Source organism: Anaerosporobacter sp. (assembly GCF_031551385.1).
Taxonomy (GTDB): domain Bacteria; phylum Bacillota; class Clostridia; order Lachnospirales; family Lachnospiraceae; genus Anaerosporobacter.
This window is the reverse complement of sequence record NZ_JAVBNS010000264.1, coordinates 1-18,581: the sequence shown is the minus strand read 5'-3', so window position 1 is coordinate 18,581 and position 18,581 is coordinate 1. Positions and strand designations below refer to the sequence as shown.

General features: G+C 34.7%; 18 protein-coding genes. 3 read left to right on the top strand and 15 right to left on the bottom strand.

Going from position 1 to position 18,581, the window contains the following annotated elements:
- Nucleotides 1-41: 41 nt before the first annotated feature.
- The 4 genes from RMR19_RS19870 to RMR19_RS19855 are packed head-to-tail and all read right to left on the bottom strand — an operon-like array spanning nucleotide 42 to nucleotide 3,814.
- Nucleotides 42-1,217: an aspartate aminotransferase family protein gene (locus RMR19_RS19870; protein WP_310605246.1), complete on the bottom strand. Its 1,176-nt coding sequence runs from the start codon at nucleotides 1,215-1,217 to the stop codon at nucleotides 42-44.
- Nucleotides 1,210-2,091 carry an acetylglutamate kinase gene (gene argB / locus RMR19_RS19865; RefSeq protein ID WP_310605266.1) on the bottom strand — a complete coding sequence of 294 codons (882 nt, stop codon included), beginning with the start codon at nucleotides 2,089-2,091 and terminating at the stop codon, nucleotides 1,210-1,212. The genes RMR19_RS19870 and argB overlap by 8 nt, the downstream gene beginning before the upstream one ends.
- 25 nt (nucleotides 2,092-2,116) lie before the next feature.
- Nucleotides 2,117-3,340: a bifunctional glutamate N-acetyltransferase/amino-acid acetyltransferase ArgJ gene (gene argJ / locus RMR19_RS19860; protein ID WP_310605265.1), complete on the bottom strand. Its 1,224-nt coding sequence runs from the start codon at nucleotides 3,338-3,340 to the stop codon at nucleotides 2,117-2,119.
- Nucleotides 3,341-3,370: 30 nt separating this feature from the next.
- Nucleotides 3,371-3,814, bottom strand: a complete 444-nt coding sequence (locus tag RMR19_RS19855; protein ID WP_310605245.1) for a GNAT family N-acetyltransferase — start codon at nucleotides 3,812-3,814, stop codon at nucleotides 3,371-3,373.
- 363 nt (nucleotides 3,815-4,177) lie between these two features.
- On the opposite strand from RMR19_RS19855, the gene RMR19_RS19850 reads away from it, so the two are divergent.
- Nucleotides 4,178-5,401: an argininosuccinate synthase gene (locus RMR19_RS19850; RefSeq protein ID WP_310605244.1), complete on the top strand. Its 1,224-nt coding sequence runs from the start codon at nucleotides 4,178-4,180 to the stop codon at nucleotides 5,399-5,401.
- A gap of 60 nt (nucleotides 5,402-5,461) precedes the next feature.
- Here the strand turns inward: RMR19_RS19850 and RMR19_RS19845 are convergent, their stop codons facing one another.
- From RMR19_RS19845 to RMR19_RS19820, 6 genes are all read right to left on the bottom strand, one after another.
- The gene (locus RMR19_RS19845) at nucleotides 5,462-6,058 is read right to left on the bottom strand and encodes a Maf family protein (protein WP_310605243.1); all 597 of its coding nucleotides are present in this window, start codon (nucleotides 6,056-6,058) and stop codon (nucleotides 5,462-5,464) included.
- A gap of 29 nt (nucleotides 6,059-6,087) precedes the next feature.
- A complete protein-coding gene (locus tag RMR19_RS19840; protein ID WP_310605242.1) occupies nucleotides 6,088-6,714 on the bottom strand; it encodes a histidine phosphatase family protein in 627 nt (208 codons plus the stop codon).
- Nucleotides 6,715-6,728: 14 nt separating this feature from the next.
- Entirely contained in the window at nucleotides 6,729-7,784 is a 1,056-nt protein-coding gene (locus RMR19_RS19835; RefSeq protein ID WP_442871556.1) for a M23 family metallopeptidase, read from the bottom strand.
- Nucleotides 7,785-8,029: 245 nt separating this feature from the next.
- Nucleotides 8,030-9,061, bottom strand: a complete 1,032-nt coding sequence (locus RMR19_RS19830) for a GTP pyrophosphokinase (protein ID WP_310605240.1) — start codon at nucleotides 9,059-9,061, stop codon at nucleotides 8,030-8,032.
- 467 nt (nucleotides 9,062-9,528) lie between these two features.
- On the bottom strand, nucleotides 9,529-10,929 hold the full coding sequence (locus RMR19_RS19825) for a sensor histidine kinase (protein WP_310605239.1): 1,401 nt from the start codon (nucleotides 10,927-10,929) through the stop codon (nucleotides 9,529-9,531).
- Nucleotides 10,930-10,938: 9 nt separating this feature from the next.
- Nucleotides 10,939-11,619, bottom strand: a complete 681-nt coding sequence (locus RMR19_RS19820; protein WP_310605238.1) for a response regulator transcription factor — start codon at nucleotides 11,617-11,619, stop codon at nucleotides 10,939-10,941.
- A gap of 171 nt (nucleotides 11,620-11,790) precedes the next feature.
- Between RMR19_RS19820 and RMR19_RS19815 the strand changes: the two genes are divergently transcribed.
- Nucleotides 11,791-12,369, top strand: coding sequence for an N-acetylmuramoyl-L-alanine amidase family protein (locus tag RMR19_RS19815; RefSeq protein WP_310605237.1), 579 nt, complete (start codon nucleotides 11,791-11,793; stop codon nucleotides 12,367-12,369).
- A gap of 57 nt (nucleotides 12,370-12,426) precedes the next feature.
- On the opposite strand, the gene RMR19_RS19810 is transcribed toward RMR19_RS19815, so the two are convergent.
- Nucleotides 12,427-13,338: a YitT family protein gene (locus tag RMR19_RS19810; RefSeq protein ID WP_310605236.1), complete on the bottom strand. Its 912-nt coding sequence runs from the start codon at nucleotides 13,336-13,338 to the stop codon at nucleotides 12,427-12,429.
- Between the two features lie 347 nt (nucleotides 13,339-13,685).
- Here RMR19_RS19810 and RMR19_RS19805 point away from each other — a divergent pair, with 347 nt between their 5' ends.
- Complete coding sequence (locus tag RMR19_RS19805; RefSeq protein ID WP_310605235.1) at nucleotides 13,686-14,168, top strand: hypothetical protein; 483 nt, start codon at nucleotides 13,686-13,688, stop codon at nucleotides 14,166-14,168.
- A 78-nt stretch (nucleotides 14,169-14,246) separates the two neighbouring features.
- On the opposite strand, the gene RMR19_RS19800 is transcribed toward RMR19_RS19805, so the two are convergent.
- The 4 genes from RMR19_RS19800 to RMR19_RS19785 all read right to left on the bottom strand — a co-directional run.
- Entirely contained in the window at nucleotides 14,247-14,807 is a 561-nt protein-coding gene (locus RMR19_RS19800) for an NUDIX hydrolase (RefSeq protein WP_310605234.1), read from the bottom strand.
- Between the two features lie 19 nt (nucleotides 14,808-14,826).
- Nucleotides 14,827-15,315 carry a deoxycytidylate deaminase gene (locus RMR19_RS19795; protein ID WP_310605233.1) on the bottom strand — a complete coding sequence of 163 codons (489 nt, stop codon included), beginning with the start codon at nucleotides 15,313-15,315 and terminating at the stop codon, nucleotides 14,827-14,829.
- A 22-nt stretch (nucleotides 15,316-15,337) separates the two neighbouring features.
- The gene (locus RMR19_RS19790; protein WP_310605232.1) at nucleotides 15,338-16,255 is read right to left on the bottom strand and encodes a serine hydrolase domain-containing protein; all 918 of its coding nucleotides are present in this window, start codon (nucleotides 16,253-16,255) and stop codon (nucleotides 15,338-15,340) included.
- On the bottom strand, nucleotides 16,252-18,581 hold a 2,330-nt coding region (locus RMR19_RS19785), incomplete at its 5' end, for a hypothetical protein (protein WP_331654806.1). The genes RMR19_RS19785 and RMR19_RS19790, both read right to left, overlap by 4 nt.

Sequence of the window (18,581 nt, the reverse complement as noted above, 5' to 3'; positions counted from 1 at the left end):
CAAACGAAACAGCCCCTCTATTTATCAAAATCACTTTACTTTTACAAACATTCCTTCAATATCTTAACCATATCCTCCACATCTTCTTTCGTGATTACTAAAGGTGGAACAAAACGTAAGATATTTGCCCCTGCGGATATGATTAGTAATCCTTTGTCCATTGCTTTCTCGATAATATCTTTCGCTGGTTTTGATAATTCAAGACCTTGCATTAATCCTTTACCACGTCTTTCAATGATATAGTCATATTCCTTCACTAACTCATCTAATTTTTCTTCAAGATAAGCAGAAACTTCCTTCACATGGTCAAGTAATTTATAGCTTTCAAACATATCGAAAACTTTACTTACTGCTGCTGTTGCTAATGGATTAAAACCATATGTTGTACCATGATCACCTAATTCAAATGCATCTGATACGCGTTGTGTTGCTGCAAATGCTCCAACAGGTACACCACAACCTAATGCTTTTGCAGATGTTAAGATATCTGGTTTTACACCATAATCCTGCCAAGCAAACATAGTTCCTGTTCTTCCCATACCAGCTTGAATTTCATCAAAGATTAGTACGATATCTTTTTCATCACATAATGTACGTAACCCTTGTAAGAATTCTTTTGTTGCTGGATATAAACCACCTTCACCTTGAACTGGTTCTACAATAATCGCACAAGTATTCTCTGTAACTTTCGCTTTTACGCTATCTAAATCATTAAAATCAGCGAAAACAACACCATTAATTAATGGACGAAATGCTTCTTGGTATTTTGGTTGACCCGTTACAGCAAGTGCACCTGTACTTCTACCATGGAACGAATGATTCATTGATATAATTTCACTGTCATTTGTCTTTGTTTTATTATATGCATACTTTCTAGCTAACTTAATTGCACCTTCAATTGCTTCTGTACCAGAATTTGTGAAGAATACTTTATCCATTCCAGATGCTTTATTGAATTTTTCTGCTGCATCAGCGGCAGGCACATTATAGTATAGATTTGATGTATGAATCACTTTATCAATTTGCTCTTTAAGAGCATCGTTATATTCTTTGTTGTTATAACCAAATGCAAATACAGCAATTCCTGCTGCAAAATCAAGATATTTCTTGCCTTCGTTATCATATAGATAAACACCGTCACCTTTTTCTATTGCAATTGGATAACGACTGTATACAGGCATAAAATTCTGATTACTTACTTCCATACATTTATTCATTCTCTAACCACCCTTCATTATCAATGATTGCAGTTCCAATACCACGATTTGTAAAGAATTCTAGTAATAGGCAATGTTCCATTCTACCATCAAGAATATGCACTCTTGAAACACCATTACGAACAGCTTCGATACAGTTCTTTAATTTAGGAAGCATTCCACCACCGATGAAACCGTCATTAATTAAATCATCTGCACTATCAAGTGTAAGTACTGATATTAAGGAATCCTTATCTGCTGGGTCTTTGTATACACCTTCTATATCAGTAAGGAAAACTAATTTCTCTGCACCAATTGCTTGTGCTACTGCGCATGCAGCATCATCTGCATTGATGTTATATGTTTGGAAGTTATCATCAATACCAATTGGAGCAATTACAGGAATGAAATCATTTTCAATCAATGTGTCAATTAAACCTGTATTTACTTGTTTGATATCCCCAACAAATCCAATATCATTACCGTTTGGCATCTTCTTTTCGACTTTCATTGTTGCTCCGTCTTTACCACACATACCAACCGCTTTTACACCGATTTGTTCAACCATCTGTACAAGATTTTTGTTTACTTTATTAAGTACCATCTCAGCAACTTCCATTGTTTCTTCATCTGTTACACGAAGACCATCAATGAACTTTGCTTCTTTTCCGATTTTTTCAAGCCATCTGTTAATCTCTTTTCCACCACCATGTACAATAATTGGTTTCATACCAATTAATTTAAGAAGAGCCACATCTTTGATAACATTTGCTTGTAAATCTTCATCAAGCATTGCGCTTCCGCCGTATTTTACTACGACTTTCTTATTATTAAACTTTTGTATATATGGTAACGCCTCTATTAGCGTCTGTGCCTTTATCATTACTTGTTCCATTGTATCCATTTCATTTTCTCCAATCTTACGAGCGGTAATCCGCATTAATTTTCACATAATCATATGTTAAATCACAACCCCAGGCTGTTGCTGTTGCTTCACCCATCTTCATATCCACTGTTGCACAAACTTCTTTGCCTGATAGAATCTTTGTTGCAATTTCCTCGCTGTAACCTGTTGCAACACCATCTTCTACTAATTTAAGTTTACCATCTGCACTTTCAATATATAAATCAACCTTCTCAGGATCGAAATCAACACCAGCATAGCCAAGTGCACATAAGATACGTCCCCAGTTTGCATCATTGCCATAAACTGCTGTTTTAACTAAGCTTGAAGTTGCTACGGATTTACCTAATGTAACCGCTTCTTCTTTCGATGCTGCATTCACAACATTTACTTCTAATAATTTTGTTGCTCCTTCACCATCAGCTGCCATTGATTTTGCTAATGTTGTATTTACAATTCTTAAAGCCTCTACAAATTTATAGTAGTTATCATTTTTTTCTACGATTGCTGCATTACCAGCCATTCCATTTGTTAATAGGAAGCAACTATCATTTGTTGATGTATCTCCATCAACAGAAATCATATTATATGTGTTTTGTACATCTTCATATAATGCTTCTTGTAACAACTCTTTGCTGATTGCAATATCCGAAGTAAGAAATGCAAGCATTGTTCCCATGTTTGGATGAATCATTCCAGAACCTTTTGACATACCGCCAACAGTTACTGTCTTTCCATCTATTTCAAACTGAACAGCCGCCTCCTTCTTACAAGTATCTGTAGTCATAATTGCTTGTGCTGCTAATGTTCCAGCTTCTATTGTATCTGATAAAGACTCTACTAATTGTGGAACACCATTATTGATTGCTTCCATATTAAGTTGTCTTCCAATTTCACCAGTTGATGCAGTTAATACCATATCCGCTGTAATATTCAATTTCTTCGCTACCGCTTCCGCCATGGCTTTATTATTCTGCATTCCCATCTCGCCAGTACATGCATTTGCAATTCCACTATTTGTTACGATTGCTTGCACGCTCTTTGAATTTTTCACTACGTCTTGATCCCAACGAACCGGAGCTGCCTTTACTACATTTCTTGTGAATGTTCCTGCTACTACACAAGGTACTTCACTATAGATTAGTGCCATATCTTTACGATTTTGATACTTAACTCCTGCTGCCACACTTGCTGCTTGATATCCTTTTGCTGCTGTTACTCCGCCATCAATTGTCTTTATCATATCTGCCACTCTCCTAACTCTTCAATTTCATCCTTTAACAACGGTTACCTCATCTTGCATAATTGTGTAATCATAATTATTCAAATCTTTTCTAAATCTCCATCCAAGCTCATTCCAGAACGTATTCCCTACTGCATTCTCTGTAAATGCAACAAGATTAACCTTATTAATCTTCTCTTCTTTTAATGCCTCAATTGCAACTTGAACCATCTTATGTCCTATTCCACGATTTCTATGAGCTTTATGAACGCATACATGATAGAAACAACCTTGTCTTCCATCATGACCACATAAAATTGCTCCGATAATCTCATGGTTTTCTTCATATACTACACTTGTGTTTGGATTCCTCTGTAGAAATCTCGCAATTCCTTCTTTAGAGTCATCTATCGAACGGATTGCGAATCCGTCAATTGTCGTCCATAACTTATATACGTTATCATAATCTTCAATTGTCATTTTTCTAATCATCTTATTCTCCAATCAAGTGCGCAGTACTAAGTTTTTATAATTATACATCTTTACTGTATTTTATGCAAGTATGTATTTATTGTTTTTTTTCCTACACAGAATTTATACACGCACTAATATAATATAGCACATTATATAAGAATATACTACAATTATTTCGTTATTTAATCCACAAGAATCTACATATAACAGCGCATAACTAAAATAATATTCTATTTTACTACTTGCATAATATTAATAAGTGTTGTATATTTATAATATGTTTAAGGAATGTGATTATTCAGTAATGTATATATTCATTGTTTTTGAATAATTATGTAAAATGCATTTATAAATGCCACATATATTTAGGAGGTCAATTTCATGAAAGAAAAAGTTATTTTAGCTTACTCAGGTGGTTTAGACACTACAGCAATTATTCCATGGTTACAAGAAAATTACGATTTTGATGTTGTTTGTTGTTGTATCGACGTTGGTCAAGGCAATGAACTTGATGGATTAGAAGAAAGAGCACAAGCTTCTGGTGCCGTTAAATTATACATTGAAAATGTAATTGATGAATTCTGTGATGAATACATGGTTCCTTGTGTTCAAGCAAATGCAATCTATGAAAACAAATACTTACTTGGTACTTCTATGGCTCGTCCAGTTATTGCTAAGAGATTAGTAGAAATCGCTAGAAAAGAAGGCGCTACTGCTATCTGTCATGGTGCTACTGGTAAAGGTAATGATCAAGTACGTTTCGAACTTGGTATTAAAGCACTTGCTCCAGATTTAAAGATTATCGCTCCTTGGAGATGTACAGATACTTGGACTATGCAATCTCGTGAAGATGAAATTGCATACTGTAAAGCTCATGGTATTGACTTACCATTTTCTATGAGCAACAGCTATAGCCGTGATAGAAACTTATGGCACATCAGCCATGAAGGTCTTGAATTAGAAGATCCAGCACAAGCTCCTGATTACGATCACTTACTAGTTCTTGGTGTTTCTCCAGAGAAAGCTCCAAACGAAGGTGAAATCGTAACTATGACATTTGAAAAAGGTGTTCCAACAAGCGTAAATGGAAAAGAGATGAAAGTATCTGATATCCTTACAACATTAAACGAACTTGGTGGAAAACATGGTGTTGGTATTATTGATATCGTTGAAAATCGTGTTGTTGGTATGAAATCTCGTGGTGTTTATGAAACTCCAGGTGGAACAATCCTTATGGAAGCTCACCAACAATTAGAAGAATTAATTCTTGATCGTGATACTTATACTGCAAAGAAAGATATGGGTAATAAATTCGCTGATATCGTATATGAAGGAAAATGGTTTACTCCACTTCGTGAAGCAGTACAAGCTTTTATCGAATCTACACAACAATATGTAACTGGTGAAGTTAAATTCAAACTTTACAAAGGAAACATTATTAAGATGGGAACTACTTCTCCATATTCATTATACAATGAAAGTATTGCATCATTTACAACTGGAGATTTATATGATCACCATGATGCTGAAGGTTTCATCAACTTATTCGGACTTCCATTAAAAGTTCGTGCTATGATGATGGCGGAAGCTGAAAAGAATAAATAATATTTGATAAATAAAAAGCTGTGATACCTTTCTAACTATAGAAAAGTATCACAGCTCTTTTTAATTTGCAAGTATTCCTTCCTCTACTAAAACATTGTATAGTTTTGATATTGGAAGTCCTACTACATTATAATAATCGCCATCTAATTTTTTGATATGTGCTGCAAATTTACCTTGAACTGCATATGCTCCTGCTTTGTCCATTGGTTCTTTTGTTGCAACATAAGATTCTATCTGTTCGTCGCTCATCGCATTCACATAAACTTTTGTCTCAACAGCAAAGTTTATTTCCTTATCACATATAGAGCCATCTTCTGCCTCCATCTTAATAATTACAGAAACACCTGTATACACCTCATGAACATCATGTTGTAATAGATGCAACATACGTTTTGCATCTTCCTCATCCTTTGGTTTTCCCATAATTTGATTGTTGTAAGCTACAATTGTATCACAACCAATGATTACATCATGTAACTTTGCTCCCTCAGCAATATCATTTGCTTTTAACGATGCAAGACCTTTCACAATATTCACTGGCTCAGCCTCTGTAGTAACTTCTTCTTTGTTACTAACTTGAACTGTAAATGGAATTCCTACTTGCTCTAAGATTTCCTTTCTTCTTGGTGACCCTGATGCTAAAATTATATTGTACATATTCATCCTCCGTTTCATTTACACATATTCTACCAGCTTCTACGCAACAACTCTGGATTTCTTTCAAGATGCGCATAATCATTGAATCGCTCTATATAAAAACGATTTCTTTCTTTATGATAGACTACTTGTGTAATACTTGTATTCTCTAGGCTCAGACCAAACTGTAACTTGTTCGCTTGATCCATTCCTAATAACCCTGTTACTATAGAACGAATTGTACCACCATGTGCTACGACTGCCACATTCTCATAGTTTGTGCAAATAATCTCATCTAATACATTTTTTGCACGATTCCATACATCTTCTCCACATTCTCCTGACGGAAATGCTAAATCACTTGTCATAGCAGTTCTTTCTTTTAGAAACTCACCATAGTGCTCATAATTATAGGAATCTTCATTCCCTTCCAAATCACCAAAATCAATCTCTCTTAACTCTTCACGAATCGTATGTGAAACATTAAGATGCGTATTCACAATCTCTGCGGTCTCCTTTGCGCGATAGTAATGACTTGAATATAGCGCATCAATCTGATAATTCACAAGTCTGCTGCCTAATAAATCTGCTTGCTTACGACCAACTTCGGATAGTTCTACATTTACATTGCATAGTTTGCTGTTTTGTCTTGCGTGTCTTATAAGATATATATTCATTTGTATCCTCCAACTTATTGCTCTGCCTTACTTTGCGTCTTCTTATATTCTTCTGCTGCCGGATCTTTCATATTATAAATCCGATGCCATTCCTTTGTTTCCGTATCTTTCACTGTCTCAGAACGGTTTCTATATAAGAAACGTACTAGATTGTAGCAATCCACCCAAATCTCGTTATTACCTTCTTTTTGTGACTCATCAAATATTAATTGTAACCCTATATGTAAATGTGATGTTTCAATATTATTCACATTCTCAGTTGCACTATAACCTGTTCTTCCAAGATAGCCAATAACATCACCCGCTTGAACAATACTACCTTCTTTTAACTCTTTATTATATGGGAAATTCTTTCTAAGATGTGCATAGTAATAATACCTCTTGCCATCAAAACTACGTATTCCCAAACGCCATCCACCATATTGATTCCAGCCAATTGCCTCAACATATCCTGACTCTACTGCTACAATCGGTGTTCCAACCTGCCCCATCATATCATGTCCGAGATGCCTTCTTTTGTAGCCATATTCCCTAGAAACACCAAAATCATCATAATCATTATATGGAAAATTCTTTGCAATCGGTAAAAATGCTTTCAAGCCATATTTCTTAACCCACACACATTCTTCTGATGTATCCTCTTTCTGTTCAATCTCATATTCACCAACGAGACCACCTAAAACTGCAGTATACGCTTCCAAATAGTAAGAATAATACTTCATATCAGCAGTAATTGTCTCCATTGTTTCTTCCTTGCCTTGGAGACGCTCTACAAGCTTACTCATATCGCTGCTCTTATAATTCTTGAATTCACCACCATAAGTTGCTCCTAGATATGCCAGTAACTCAATCCAGTTCACATGTACGTCTTTGTCATACGATTCCACATCATATTGGTATGCCTGGTCGAGAGCATCATATGATACATTGAACTCAACCCATTTGATATAATCCTTTTTTTCTTCTTTCTTCTCTGAATCTTCTGATGTACCAGTACTTTGTTCATCTGTGCTATGCTCATTGAGATTTTCGTCCTCATTTAGTGATTCTGCGTCCTCTCCTTCAACCATATCTGTCGTAACACTTACTTCATCTATCTGTCCAATTGTAGCAAGTGTACGCTCTGAAACTTTATGATATACAAGGAAAGAGGCTGTAACAAGCATGACAAACATTTCACATAATATTCCCTGCTTTATTCGAAATAACCGATTCATATCTACCTCTCATACTAAAGATATTACTATAGTATGAGAAAATATAATTCACTATTCCTTGGAATACATTTTCCTATATAATTAGGCTCTAAATTAACCTAATTTGCTTGCTCTGCCGATTTACTCTCACGTTCTGCCTGTTTCATAAGGGTGCGATACTTTTTAATAATCTCTTTCATATCCTTGCGGATACCAAACTTCTCATAATACTCCTTACTACATAACTCAAGCATTGTACGCAAAGAACTAACCTGATACCATTTATAATTATCATCAAAATGTTGTAAGGTATCAAACTCTACCGCTTCAAGATACTGATTACACATATCATAGTATTCTTTTAAGTCTCCAATACTCAATTGTAACTGTTTCAGCTCCGATACTAACTCACTTGTCAATCTTGTATTCTTTTCTTGTCCTTGGAAGAAATAATCCATAAATACTTGTATTGTGTCCATATTAATCTGGTCATTCTCCATGGAATTAAAATTCTCATCCATAACATTCGATAACATCTCTTGTCTATACTTAGAAATCTCTGCTCGAAGTTCTTCAAATTGTTCATCCGCTTCTTCTAACATCGCACTGATTCTTGAAAACTTTCGTTTAAATTTCATCGGAATATCATCATCTTTTTTGTACTCTAACTTGTGCTCAATCTCTGCCCAAGTATGCATTAGATTTGTTCTAATCTGTACTTCTGCTTTTAATTTTCCAAAATCTCTATAGTTAGGTGTGGATAGCCATTCATCTTTTACTTTTACAATAAAATGATGTGAACGATACCCAAACTCGTTCTCATCTAATAGTTCTTCCTTATCTTCGCTCTCTAATACTTGAAACTCTTTACTAATAATCTCACAAATCTTCTCTATATCACTACGGTAATAGCAAATAATACGTATTCCACAAATATCTTCAATCTGTTCAAATGGTGAGTCAAATTTTTTACGCTCAATCTTTTTTAGGAAAGAATCGAAACTCTTTATTCTATAATCAATAGTAAGATAGCCAACATTAATTTCTGATAACAGAATCTTTAATGCTTCTACCAAGTTTGTTGCCAATTTTTCATACTGATCGGCTAATTCAAAAAACTGTTTTTTTAATATATATATATCTTTCTTCATGCTAACCTCCAAAGCCCCTGAATCAAATGCAATTCAAAAGCATTCCGTCTACGTAACTCATACGCTCCAAAATACGTGTTCCCTCATATCTATTATATTCAAAAATTTCCATAACTGCAAGTAATATCGTAACTATTAAGGACTTTATCCTTCCTATTACACGAGAACAAAGAGTTTGCAAAGCAAACTCTCGCGCCGAGCGCAGTCGCATAAGCGACATCTACTTCTCAAGCGAGTGCGCATCCATAGCGGAGCGATTTTTTAATTCATAGGACGCATTTTCCTATGAATTAAAAAATACTACCACGTAACCTAATTCCGATTAAAGTGGTAGTATCTACGAATATAAAATATTGGTTTGAGTTTGAGTATCTATCTGTTGTCTTACACCCCTCCTTTGTGAACAGATATCATACCTATATCCTATCGCTCGTTTGTGAAACCTCTGTGAAATAACTTTGTCATGATTAGTTCTTTGCTATTAAAACATAAAAACATACACCACTCTCTTCATTTCGAAATCCAACCGTAAGCTGTAGAATATCTGCTATCGTCTTAACTATAGATAACCCTAATCCATGACCAACGTTCTCTGAGCTATTTGAGCTAATACCTTTATAAAATACTTGCCAGATTTTATTTGCCTCTTCCTGTGGTATTGCTTTTCCAGAATTGTATACTTCACATACCACAAATTCTTTTTCTTCTCGTAATGTTAATACTATTTTCTTATCATCATCTACATGATTAATCGCATTCATTATATAATTATTCAATAACCGTTCTAGCAATTGGTAATCGGTACATACTCTTTGACTTGTATCAATATGAGAAACAAATTGAATCTCATTTGCCTCCATTACCTTCTCATATCGCTCCATCAATTCTTTCATTAATGTTCCCATCAAAAATGAAGTCTTATTAATACTTGTTTCACTCCATTCAAGTTCGGAATAGCTTAGAATTTCATATACTAATGTATTCATTTCATTACACTCATCTACAATTACGCCACAATACTCTTGTATATCTTCGATATTATCTACGACTGCATATTGAAGCCCCTCCGCATATCCTTTAAGTACCGTAATCGGCGTCTTTAATTCATGCGTTATATTTCGAAATAATTGTTTTCTATGCTCAATATCATCCCTAAGTTGATTGATGTTTTGATTTAGCTGAGATGACATCGTATTAATACTAGTTGCTAACTGTCCTATCTCATCTGGTGCATGGTAATCCACTTGTTTACTAAAATCTAGCTTTGTAATACTTTCTGCAACATTGCTCATTTCAATAATCGGTTTCGTAATTCGTTTTGAGAGGTAAATTGCAATTCCCCCACCTACAATTGCAATAAATATGCCAACCATAATATAAAAACGATTTGCTATATCTACACTATCTTGTATCCCCTTTATTGATTTTCTAAGAATCAAATAATTTTCGTCCTCTAATCGCTTCGTAAGAGTGATTTTATAACTACTTCTATAATAGGAGGTATCTTCTAGTATTCCAAATGTATATCCTTCCATATCCTTATTCTCCGAAGCGATTTCTTGTAATTTCTTTGATATTCCATCATAATAATGCCTTGTTCTTGAAGTATATAAAATCGTTCCTTCCCCATCTATAACATAAACACTAATTCCTTCTTCCTTATCTATCGATGTAATATACTCTTCAAAATCCTGTACCTGTCCATCATAATTATCACTTATCTCACTTCCAACAGCAATAAATATTTCTTTATTTTCATTTATATAATATTTCTCTAGGAGAAAATTATTCGTAATTAATTCTACTAATATTATTGCAACTATGAAACTCCCAAATACAACTAATAGTTTTCGTTCAATCGTCTTCACGCTTTTATCCTACCTCTCCTGTGTCGCCCTAGAGTCAAACATATAACCTACACCTCGTATCGTATGAATATATTGCCCACTATCCTTCAATTTAGTTCGTAATGTTTTTATATGTGTATCAATCGTGCGCACATCGCCGTTATAGTCAAATCCCCATACATGGTCAAGTATCTGATTTCTCATAAGAACACTTCTCTTATTCATAATCAAAAAAATAAGTAACTGGTATTCTTTACGATTCAAATCTATCACATCTTCTGATACTTTAACTTCATACGTCAATTGGTTCACTTGAATATTACCCTCAGTAATCACGCGTTCATTTTCTTTGATCTTCTTTCTCATAATTGCATTCACGCGTGCAACCAATACCTCATAACTAAATGGCTTCGATATGTAATCATTTGCACCTGTATTCAATCCCTTAACTTCATCTTGCTCACTTCCTAGTGCCGTTAACATAATAACAGGTACTTCTGAATATTTACGTATTTGCGTCAAAACTTCTATACCATTAAATAGTGGCAGCATAATATCAAGTAGTATTAGTTCAAGATCTCTCTCTTCATAGAATAATTTTAGAGCTTCACTTCCATCACCAGCTTCTATTACTTGATAGCCTTCTTTCTTTAATATATCATGTATAAGTTTTCGCAAACGCTTATCATCTTCCACTAATAAAATCTTCATATGACGATACCCCTCCTGCTTTTATCTTATCCATAGATAAGCTTATCCATTTAAAGTGTCAAAATTGTTGCAATTATCCATTTAAACACGATAAACTTATTGACACCATAACTACTTATCTGAATAAAATATAGCAGACATATTATTTTATAAATTCGGAAGGAGAATCTCATGGCAATTAAAATATTCATAGACCAGGGACATAATCCAGAAACCGTCAATGCTGGTGCAGAGGGCTTTGGTCTACGTGAACAAGATATTAATTACAATGTCGGCATCTATCTTGCTAATATACTAAATAACGATCCCCGATTTGAAGCCAGAACATCAAGAACTACTCCAACAGAAATCCTAGGGTATAACAACACTTCCAGTCTACAAGCACGCGTTCAAATGGCTAATGAATGGCCCGCTAACTACTTTATAAGTCTTCACTGTAATGCCAGTACAAATCCTGATTATAATGGTACAGAAGTTTATGTAGCACAAGCCTATTCACAAGCTTACTATCTTGCAGAATATGTACTGAATGCCATTGTAACTAGAGTTGGTACAAGAGATAATGGAGTCCGCATTAATCCTACTCTTTACGTTCTTCGAAACACAACTATGCCTGCCATACTAGTTGAGATGGGATACATCACTAATTATGAAGATGCTCAGAAATTACGTGATGATCAATATCAATTTGCCTATGCTATCTATGAGGGCTTGCTTGAATATTTTGGTTTAGACCCCGTACAACAATAACCACATAAGCCCAAAAGAGGCTGTTGCAAAATAAATTTTAACGACAGCCTCTATACATTAATAAATTGTCTCTTCTCTTGCCCTCGAATACATTGTCTGCATTTCTTCTACATAAACCTTTTCTGTTGAGAATCCTCCGCCTTTCACCTCATTTACTTGACTAATAACAACAAATGCATTTGGGTCAATCTCCATAACAAACTGATTTAATTTTGATAGTTCTCGACTATTGATAATACTCATAACCATCAAATTTTGATTATGACATCTTCCTGTCTCTGCGTAGACAAGTGTTGAACCACGATCTAATTTGGTGATAATCATCTGATTAATCTCTTCATACTTTTCACTAATAATATTAACTTGAAACTGTGTTTTGCCAATGCCTAATACTTTATCCAATACAATCGTATAAGTTAATACTAATACAATTCCATATAGGATTTGCTCCTTATTAGAAAATATCATCTGTAACAATAATATAAAGAAGTCAATTACATATAATGATACCGATACAGGAATACCAAACTTCTTATTCAATACAAGCGGTGGAATATCCACTCCTCCTGTTGAACCTCCCATTCGCAACACAATTCCAATACCGAATCCAATCATAATTCCACCGCATATAACAGAAAGTAGCAAGTCATCTGTGATGCCTTGAAGTTGTGGTAACTTTTCCAACACACCATATATAACCGGATAGTAAAATGTACTTATTACTGTTGTCAACGCAAACTCCTTGCCAAGCATAGCAAAACCTAGTATAAACATGGCAACATTAAATACAGAAACAAATGTCGCTATTGGAACATGAAATTGTTGATTAAAGAATAACGCAATTCCTGTCGTTCCTCCGGTTATTAAATTGTTTGGTAAAATAAACATGATAACTGCCGCCGCATAAATCGTATTCCCCGCCAAAATATAGAATATATCTTGGATATATTTTTTTTGTAAATATTTCATTTTCTCTATCCCTTTCTTTTATCTGTATTACTGTGCCATAGTAAAGCACAAAAAAAGCAGACTCTCGTCTGCTCTTTTTATTCTATATAAAATTGTCCATCATTGTATCGTTTAAATTTTATTTTCCTTTTCATAATCATCACCACTTAAGATAATATCATTCATTTTATCTTGTGTAAATACCTAATTTCAAAAAAAACATATTCTATTTCGACAAAAGTGTTACTGTTCATACAAAACCTACAGGTATTTCTTTTAATGGTTATCTTTGGCAACTTCTTTACTCACAAATTAAATATATCGCAATATACTATATTATAATTAAACCTTGTAGAGGTATGAACGCTATGGAACAATGTCTTGCTTTCAAAACATATAATATGATGGATACTGCAACTTTAAACATGGCAGCTCACATCCTTTACACAAAGGAATCCACACATAGTGCATATCAGCAACATCATCGTTATATCCTTCATCATAAAATTACTTATCACAGCCAATGTAGCAGTTCCACACTTCAATCTATCTCTGGTGAACTTTATCAGATTGATGATTTAGGAGAGCGTCTCCCTTGCTCCTATATTCCTATTACCGTTCTATCCTCTGATAACGCTTCCTTCCAAACATCTCTTACCGATGCACATGGTAATTATGACTTTTCCTATCCCATTGACTATAGTGCTGCCGCTCTGCTAAATAGAGTTCGCTATAGTGCAAATCTTAAATTATTTGCTTACTTGCCTTCTATTCGTATCCATTTTCCACTAGATACTACAATTGATGATTGGGATAATATATTAGTCGAAACTCCATATGTTATTAAATAACTAATCGAAAAAGAGCTATTACCAAATGTGTTTACTATCAATATACATAGTAATTTTCATTTGGCAACAGCTCTTTTTTTAAGACAATGCTGCTAGTTTCTCATTCAATTTTCTATAGATAACTTTCATTTCTTCTTCACTACTTGCTTGCACAGCTTCCTCTATAGAAACCCATTTCACACCGCTATTCTCATCTTCTTTGATAGATAAGTTCTCTGAATCATCTGCTTCCAACAGATAAGTAACATTGATATGGATATGTGATGATACATAGTTACCTCTCTTCACATGTCCATTCACGCATAGTAATTCTAATGAGAACATTGTATCTTGAAGTACATTAATATTCTTAATTCCTGTCTCTTCCATAGCTTCTCGAATAGCTATACTCTGCATATTATTCTCACCATCCGCATGTCCCCCCGTCCATGCCCATGATTTATAGATATTATGATAAATCATTAATACTTTTGTTCTTTCCTTATTAACAATCCATGAAGAAGCAGTCATATGAGCAAATTCATTCTCTCTCGTAAGTATATTGGGAAACAACGTTATATAATCAAGTGCTACTTTCTTATCCTGCTTCTCTTGTTCGTTAAAAGGCTCATAACTGCGTATTTCTTCAATCCAATTCATCATTACCCCTCCTCTAATATTAATATCCAAACGTTCCATCAAGTGATTCATCGTTGGCAATCCAATCACTTACTTCAACTACTCTATAGCTCTCACTTGTATCACGAATATATACCTTATCAATACCCGCATTAATAATTAATCGTTTACACATAGAGCAACTATTAGAGTTTTCAACATATTCTCCTGATATTGCATCTAATCCAACAAGATATATAGAACTTCCAAACATTTGCTCTCTTGATGCACTAATAATAGCATTTGCTTCTGCATGTACACTTCTGCAAAGCTCATATCTTTCCCCTCTTGGTATATTCATCTTTTCACGTACACACATACCAATATCGGAACAGTTCTTTCTACCTCTTGGAGCACCTACATAGCCCGTTGATATAACTTCATCATTATTCACGATAACAGCTCCATAATGTCTTCTTAAACAGGTACATCGTTTTGATACTACTTCCGCTAAATCCAGGTAATAATTAATCTTGTCTCTTCTCTCCATATTCGTTCTCCTATACTGAAATCTATAAATTATAACCAATAATCCCTGCACATATATCTCCATAGCTCTTGCTAGATGGCGTAGCTGTTGCTTGAATCACAGCGATTATATTCTGCTCGGTATATACATTTAATTCTTGACCACCAAAACCTCTTCCACCATATCCTTTATCTGAAAGCCACCAAAGAAAGCCGTATCCAGCATTTTGTGGAGAAGGAGTAAGTGCCATTTCTATATACTTTTCAGAAATAATTCTTTCATTGTTCCAAAATCCTTTTTGATAGAATAAAAATCCGATCTTTGCTATATCTCTTGCTGATAAATCCGAACCTATTTCACCGTTCATAACATTATAGCAGACTCCACATCTGCTTTTTGACCATTCTCCACTTGCAATTTCAAGTGGCTGATACAAATACTTATTACAAAATTCATACGACGTCATTCCCGTTGCTTTCCCAATAATTGCTGATAATAATGCAACATCCCATTCCTTATAAACGTATTTTGAACCTGGCAAATGAGCCATATTAATATCACTTATATGTTCACACCAGTTTTTAGAACGAATAAGTTGCTCAAACATTGGACAGTGATAATGAGCACCTGAGTTCCAATAGATTCCCGAAGTCATTGTCAACAAATGTCTAATTAGAATTTTCTTGTGATATGGATGAATATTATACGAAAACTCTGGAAGGTAATTCATAATTGGTTCATCAAGGCTTTTGATATAGCCTTTATCAAGACAGATACCAACACAAACAGACAATATGCTCTTCCAAATAGACTTTATATTATTTCGACTTGATTCATTAAACTTATTATAATATCGCTCAAATACAATTTCACCATTTTCATAAACTAAAATACTGTTTATCAAGCGATATCTATGTTCCATAATATAGTTATCAATATTATTTATAAATTCTTGATTCATTTCAGATACCGCCCTATTATAGATTTCTTGTTTTGCTTTAGCATGGTAGGGCTTCCAGTTGCAATTACATAACCTCCATCGCTACCACCGCCTGGCCCCATCTCTATGATATAGTCACAGTTTGATAAGATATAGGGATCATGTTCTGTTACAATAACCGTATTCCCTTTATCTGCAAGCTCTTGCATTATCTTCATTAATTTCTGACTGTCATAAAATGATAATCCTGTCGTCGGCTCGTCCAAGATATAAACGCTATCTTTCGCATTCAGGCCTTTTGCAAGTTCCTTTGCAAGTTTAATTCTTTGACTTTCACCACCTGAAATCGTTGGTGTCTTTTGTCCAAGTGTTATATATCCCATACCAACATGTTGTAAGGTAATTAGCATTGTATGAATGATTTTGTCTTTATCTTTAAAGAACTCCACTGCTTCATCTACTGTCATGGCAAGAATATCTTTAATGTTCTTACCATCAACCCTTACTTCCATTGTTTCAGCAATAAAACCAGAGCCGCCACATGCATCACATTCGATATCTATAAAATTGCCAAATCCAACATGATAGTGAACCTCTCCATCACCCTTGCAAACTTTACATCCACCCTCTGAGTTAACTGTGAACAATCCTGCAGATAGTCCGCTTTCTTTGGCAAAAAACGCTCGTATACGATCAAAGATTTTCGTATATGTTGCTGGGCATGATGTCCGGCTACGACCGATTGGTTTTTGATCAATAATCAAACATTTTTTAATATGCTCTATTCCGCTAATGAGAACTTCATTTTCCTCAAAAGCATCATTGTCCTCTTCTTCAATCACACATTTTGATTTAAGCATTTCTTTTAGTTTCGGCACAAGTGTATCCGATATTAAACTGGATTTTCCACTACCTGATACGCCAGCAATACCTACCATAAGACCAAGTGGAATCTGAACGGTTACATTTTGAAGGTTGTGCAAAGATGCATTTTCAATCTGCAATATCTTTTTATCATCGACTGGTCTGAAACTTTTACGAATATCCCAGTTACTGTCGCTTTTTAAATATGGTGCTGTTTTGGAATTTTCACAAGCTAAAAACTCGGTAAATGTACCTTCGAATATCTTTTCACCACCATATACACCTGCGTTTGGTCCTAAATCAATAATATAATCTGCACAGCGCATAAAATTCTCATCATGCTCAACCGCAACAACCGTGTTACCACGATTAACAAGATTTTTGATAATATCAATTAATTTCTGCTTTTCAATTTCATGCAAACCTATTGTTGGTTCGTCAAAAACAAATATGATAGAATCCATCTCTGCAATAATATAACTTGCAAGGAAAAGACGCTGAATTTCACCACCTGATAACGTTGGAACAGGACGTGAGAGTGATAAATGATGTAATCCTACATCAACCATACACTCTAATTTGGATAATATTTCAGCAAGTAATTGTGTATTTTTTATATCAATATTCTTTAAATGATGATACAAGTCTCGTATGTACATACTTTCAAGCTCAGCTATCGTTTTTCCTGCAACTTTTGTATGCGTTGCCTGCACGCCAAGCCCACTTCCTCCGCATTTTGGACAAGCACCAGCAAAAATCAGTCCTGCTTTGTGATAAAGATGATTTTGTCGTCCACTGATTGCATCAATCTTTCCTGATTGTAAAAGCCATGGAATAGCACCATTAAAAACAGTTTTACCACCATCACCGCAAATTAGTAATTCTTGTTCCGATTCGGTTAGGTCACAATATCGTTGTTCAAATTTATAATTATGATAATCACAAAACTCACGATAACGATGACCTGTACCACCTCGTGTAACCTCTGGAATAATATTATCCAGTGTCATTTCCGGATTTTCAAACAGCTTTTCTTCATTGATTTGAACAGACTTCCCATTGCCAAGACATCTTACACACATACCTTTTGCAGAATTTTTCTGAAACATATCCATTGAAAGCGGAAGCCCATCATCATACTCTGATTCACGTTCCCCATATTGAGCATACATAATAGCAAGTAAACTTCCAATTTTCGTACGTGTGCCCACTGTACTACGTGGATTTGATTGTCGAATTATACGTTGCTCAACCGCAACTGTTGGTGAAAGCCCTGTCATGGTTTCGAATGTTGGAACACTATCAACCATAAAAGCTGTACCCGAAAACATCAGATATCTACGTTTTCCTTCCTCATAAAGCGTGTCAAATGCAAGACTTGACTTACCACTACCTGATACACCTGTGATAACCGTCAACTTATTACGGGGTATTTTAACGTCCACTTTTTTTAGATTGTGAATTCTTGCACCATGTATTTCAA

Excerpts from the sequence above, each read along its gene's own strand:
- RMR19_RS19870 (WP_310605246.1), bottom strand. The coding sequence starts at position 1,217 with ATGAATAAATGTATGGAAGTAAGTAATCAGAATTTTATGCCTGTATAC.
- argB (WP_310605266.1), bottom strand. The coding sequence starts at position 2,091 with ATGGAACAAGTAATGATAAAGGCACAGACGCTAATAGAGGCGTTACCA.
- RMR19_RS19855 (WP_310605245.1), bottom strand. The coding sequence starts at position 3,814 with ATGATTAGAAAAATGACAATTGAAGATTATGATAACGTATATAAGTTA.
- RMR19_RS19850 (WP_310605244.1), top strand. The coding sequence starts at position 4,178 with ATGAAAGAAAAAGTTATTTTAGCTTACTCAGGTGGTTTAGACACTACA.
- RMR19_RS19845 (WP_310605243.1), bottom strand. The coding sequence starts at position 6,058 with ATGTACAATATAATTTTAGCATCAGGGTCACCAAGAAGAAAGGAAATC.
- RMR19_RS19840 (WP_310605242.1), bottom strand. The coding sequence starts at position 6,714 with ATGAATATATATCTTATAAGACACGCAAGACAAAACAGCAAACTATGC.
- RMR19_RS19835 (WP_442871556.1), bottom strand. The coding sequence starts at position 7,784 with ATGGTTGAAGGAGAGGACGCAGAATCACTAAATGAGGACGAAAATCTC.
- RMR19_RS19830 (WP_310605240.1), bottom strand. The coding sequence starts at position 9,061 with ATGAAGAAAGATATATATATATTAAAAAAACAGTTTTTTGAATTAGCC.
- RMR19_RS19820 (WP_310605238.1), bottom strand. The coding sequence starts at position 11,619 with ATGAAGATTTTATTAGTGGAAGATGATAAGCGTTTGCGAAAACTTATA.
- RMR19_RS19815 (WP_310605237.1), top strand. The coding sequence starts at position 11,791 with ATGGCAATTAAAATATTCATAGACCAGGGACATAATCCAGAAACCGTC.
- RMR19_RS19810 (WP_310605236.1), bottom strand. The coding sequence starts at position 13,338 with ATGAAATATTTACAAAAAAAATATATCCAAGATATATTCTATATTTTG.
- RMR19_RS19805 (WP_310605235.1), top strand. The coding sequence starts at position 13,686 with ATGGAACAATGTCTTGCTTTCAAAACATATAATATGATGGATACTGCA.
- RMR19_RS19800 (WP_310605234.1), bottom strand. The coding sequence starts at position 14,807 with ATGAATTGGATTGAAGAAATACGCAGTTATGAGCCTTTTAACGAACAA.
- RMR19_RS19795 (WP_310605233.1), bottom strand. The coding sequence starts at position 15,315 with ATGGAGAGAAGAGACAAGATTAATTATTACCTGGATTTAGCGGAAGTA.
- RMR19_RS19790 (WP_310605232.1), bottom strand. The coding sequence starts at position 16,255 with ATGAATCAAGAATTTATAAATAATATTGATAACTATATTATGGAACAT.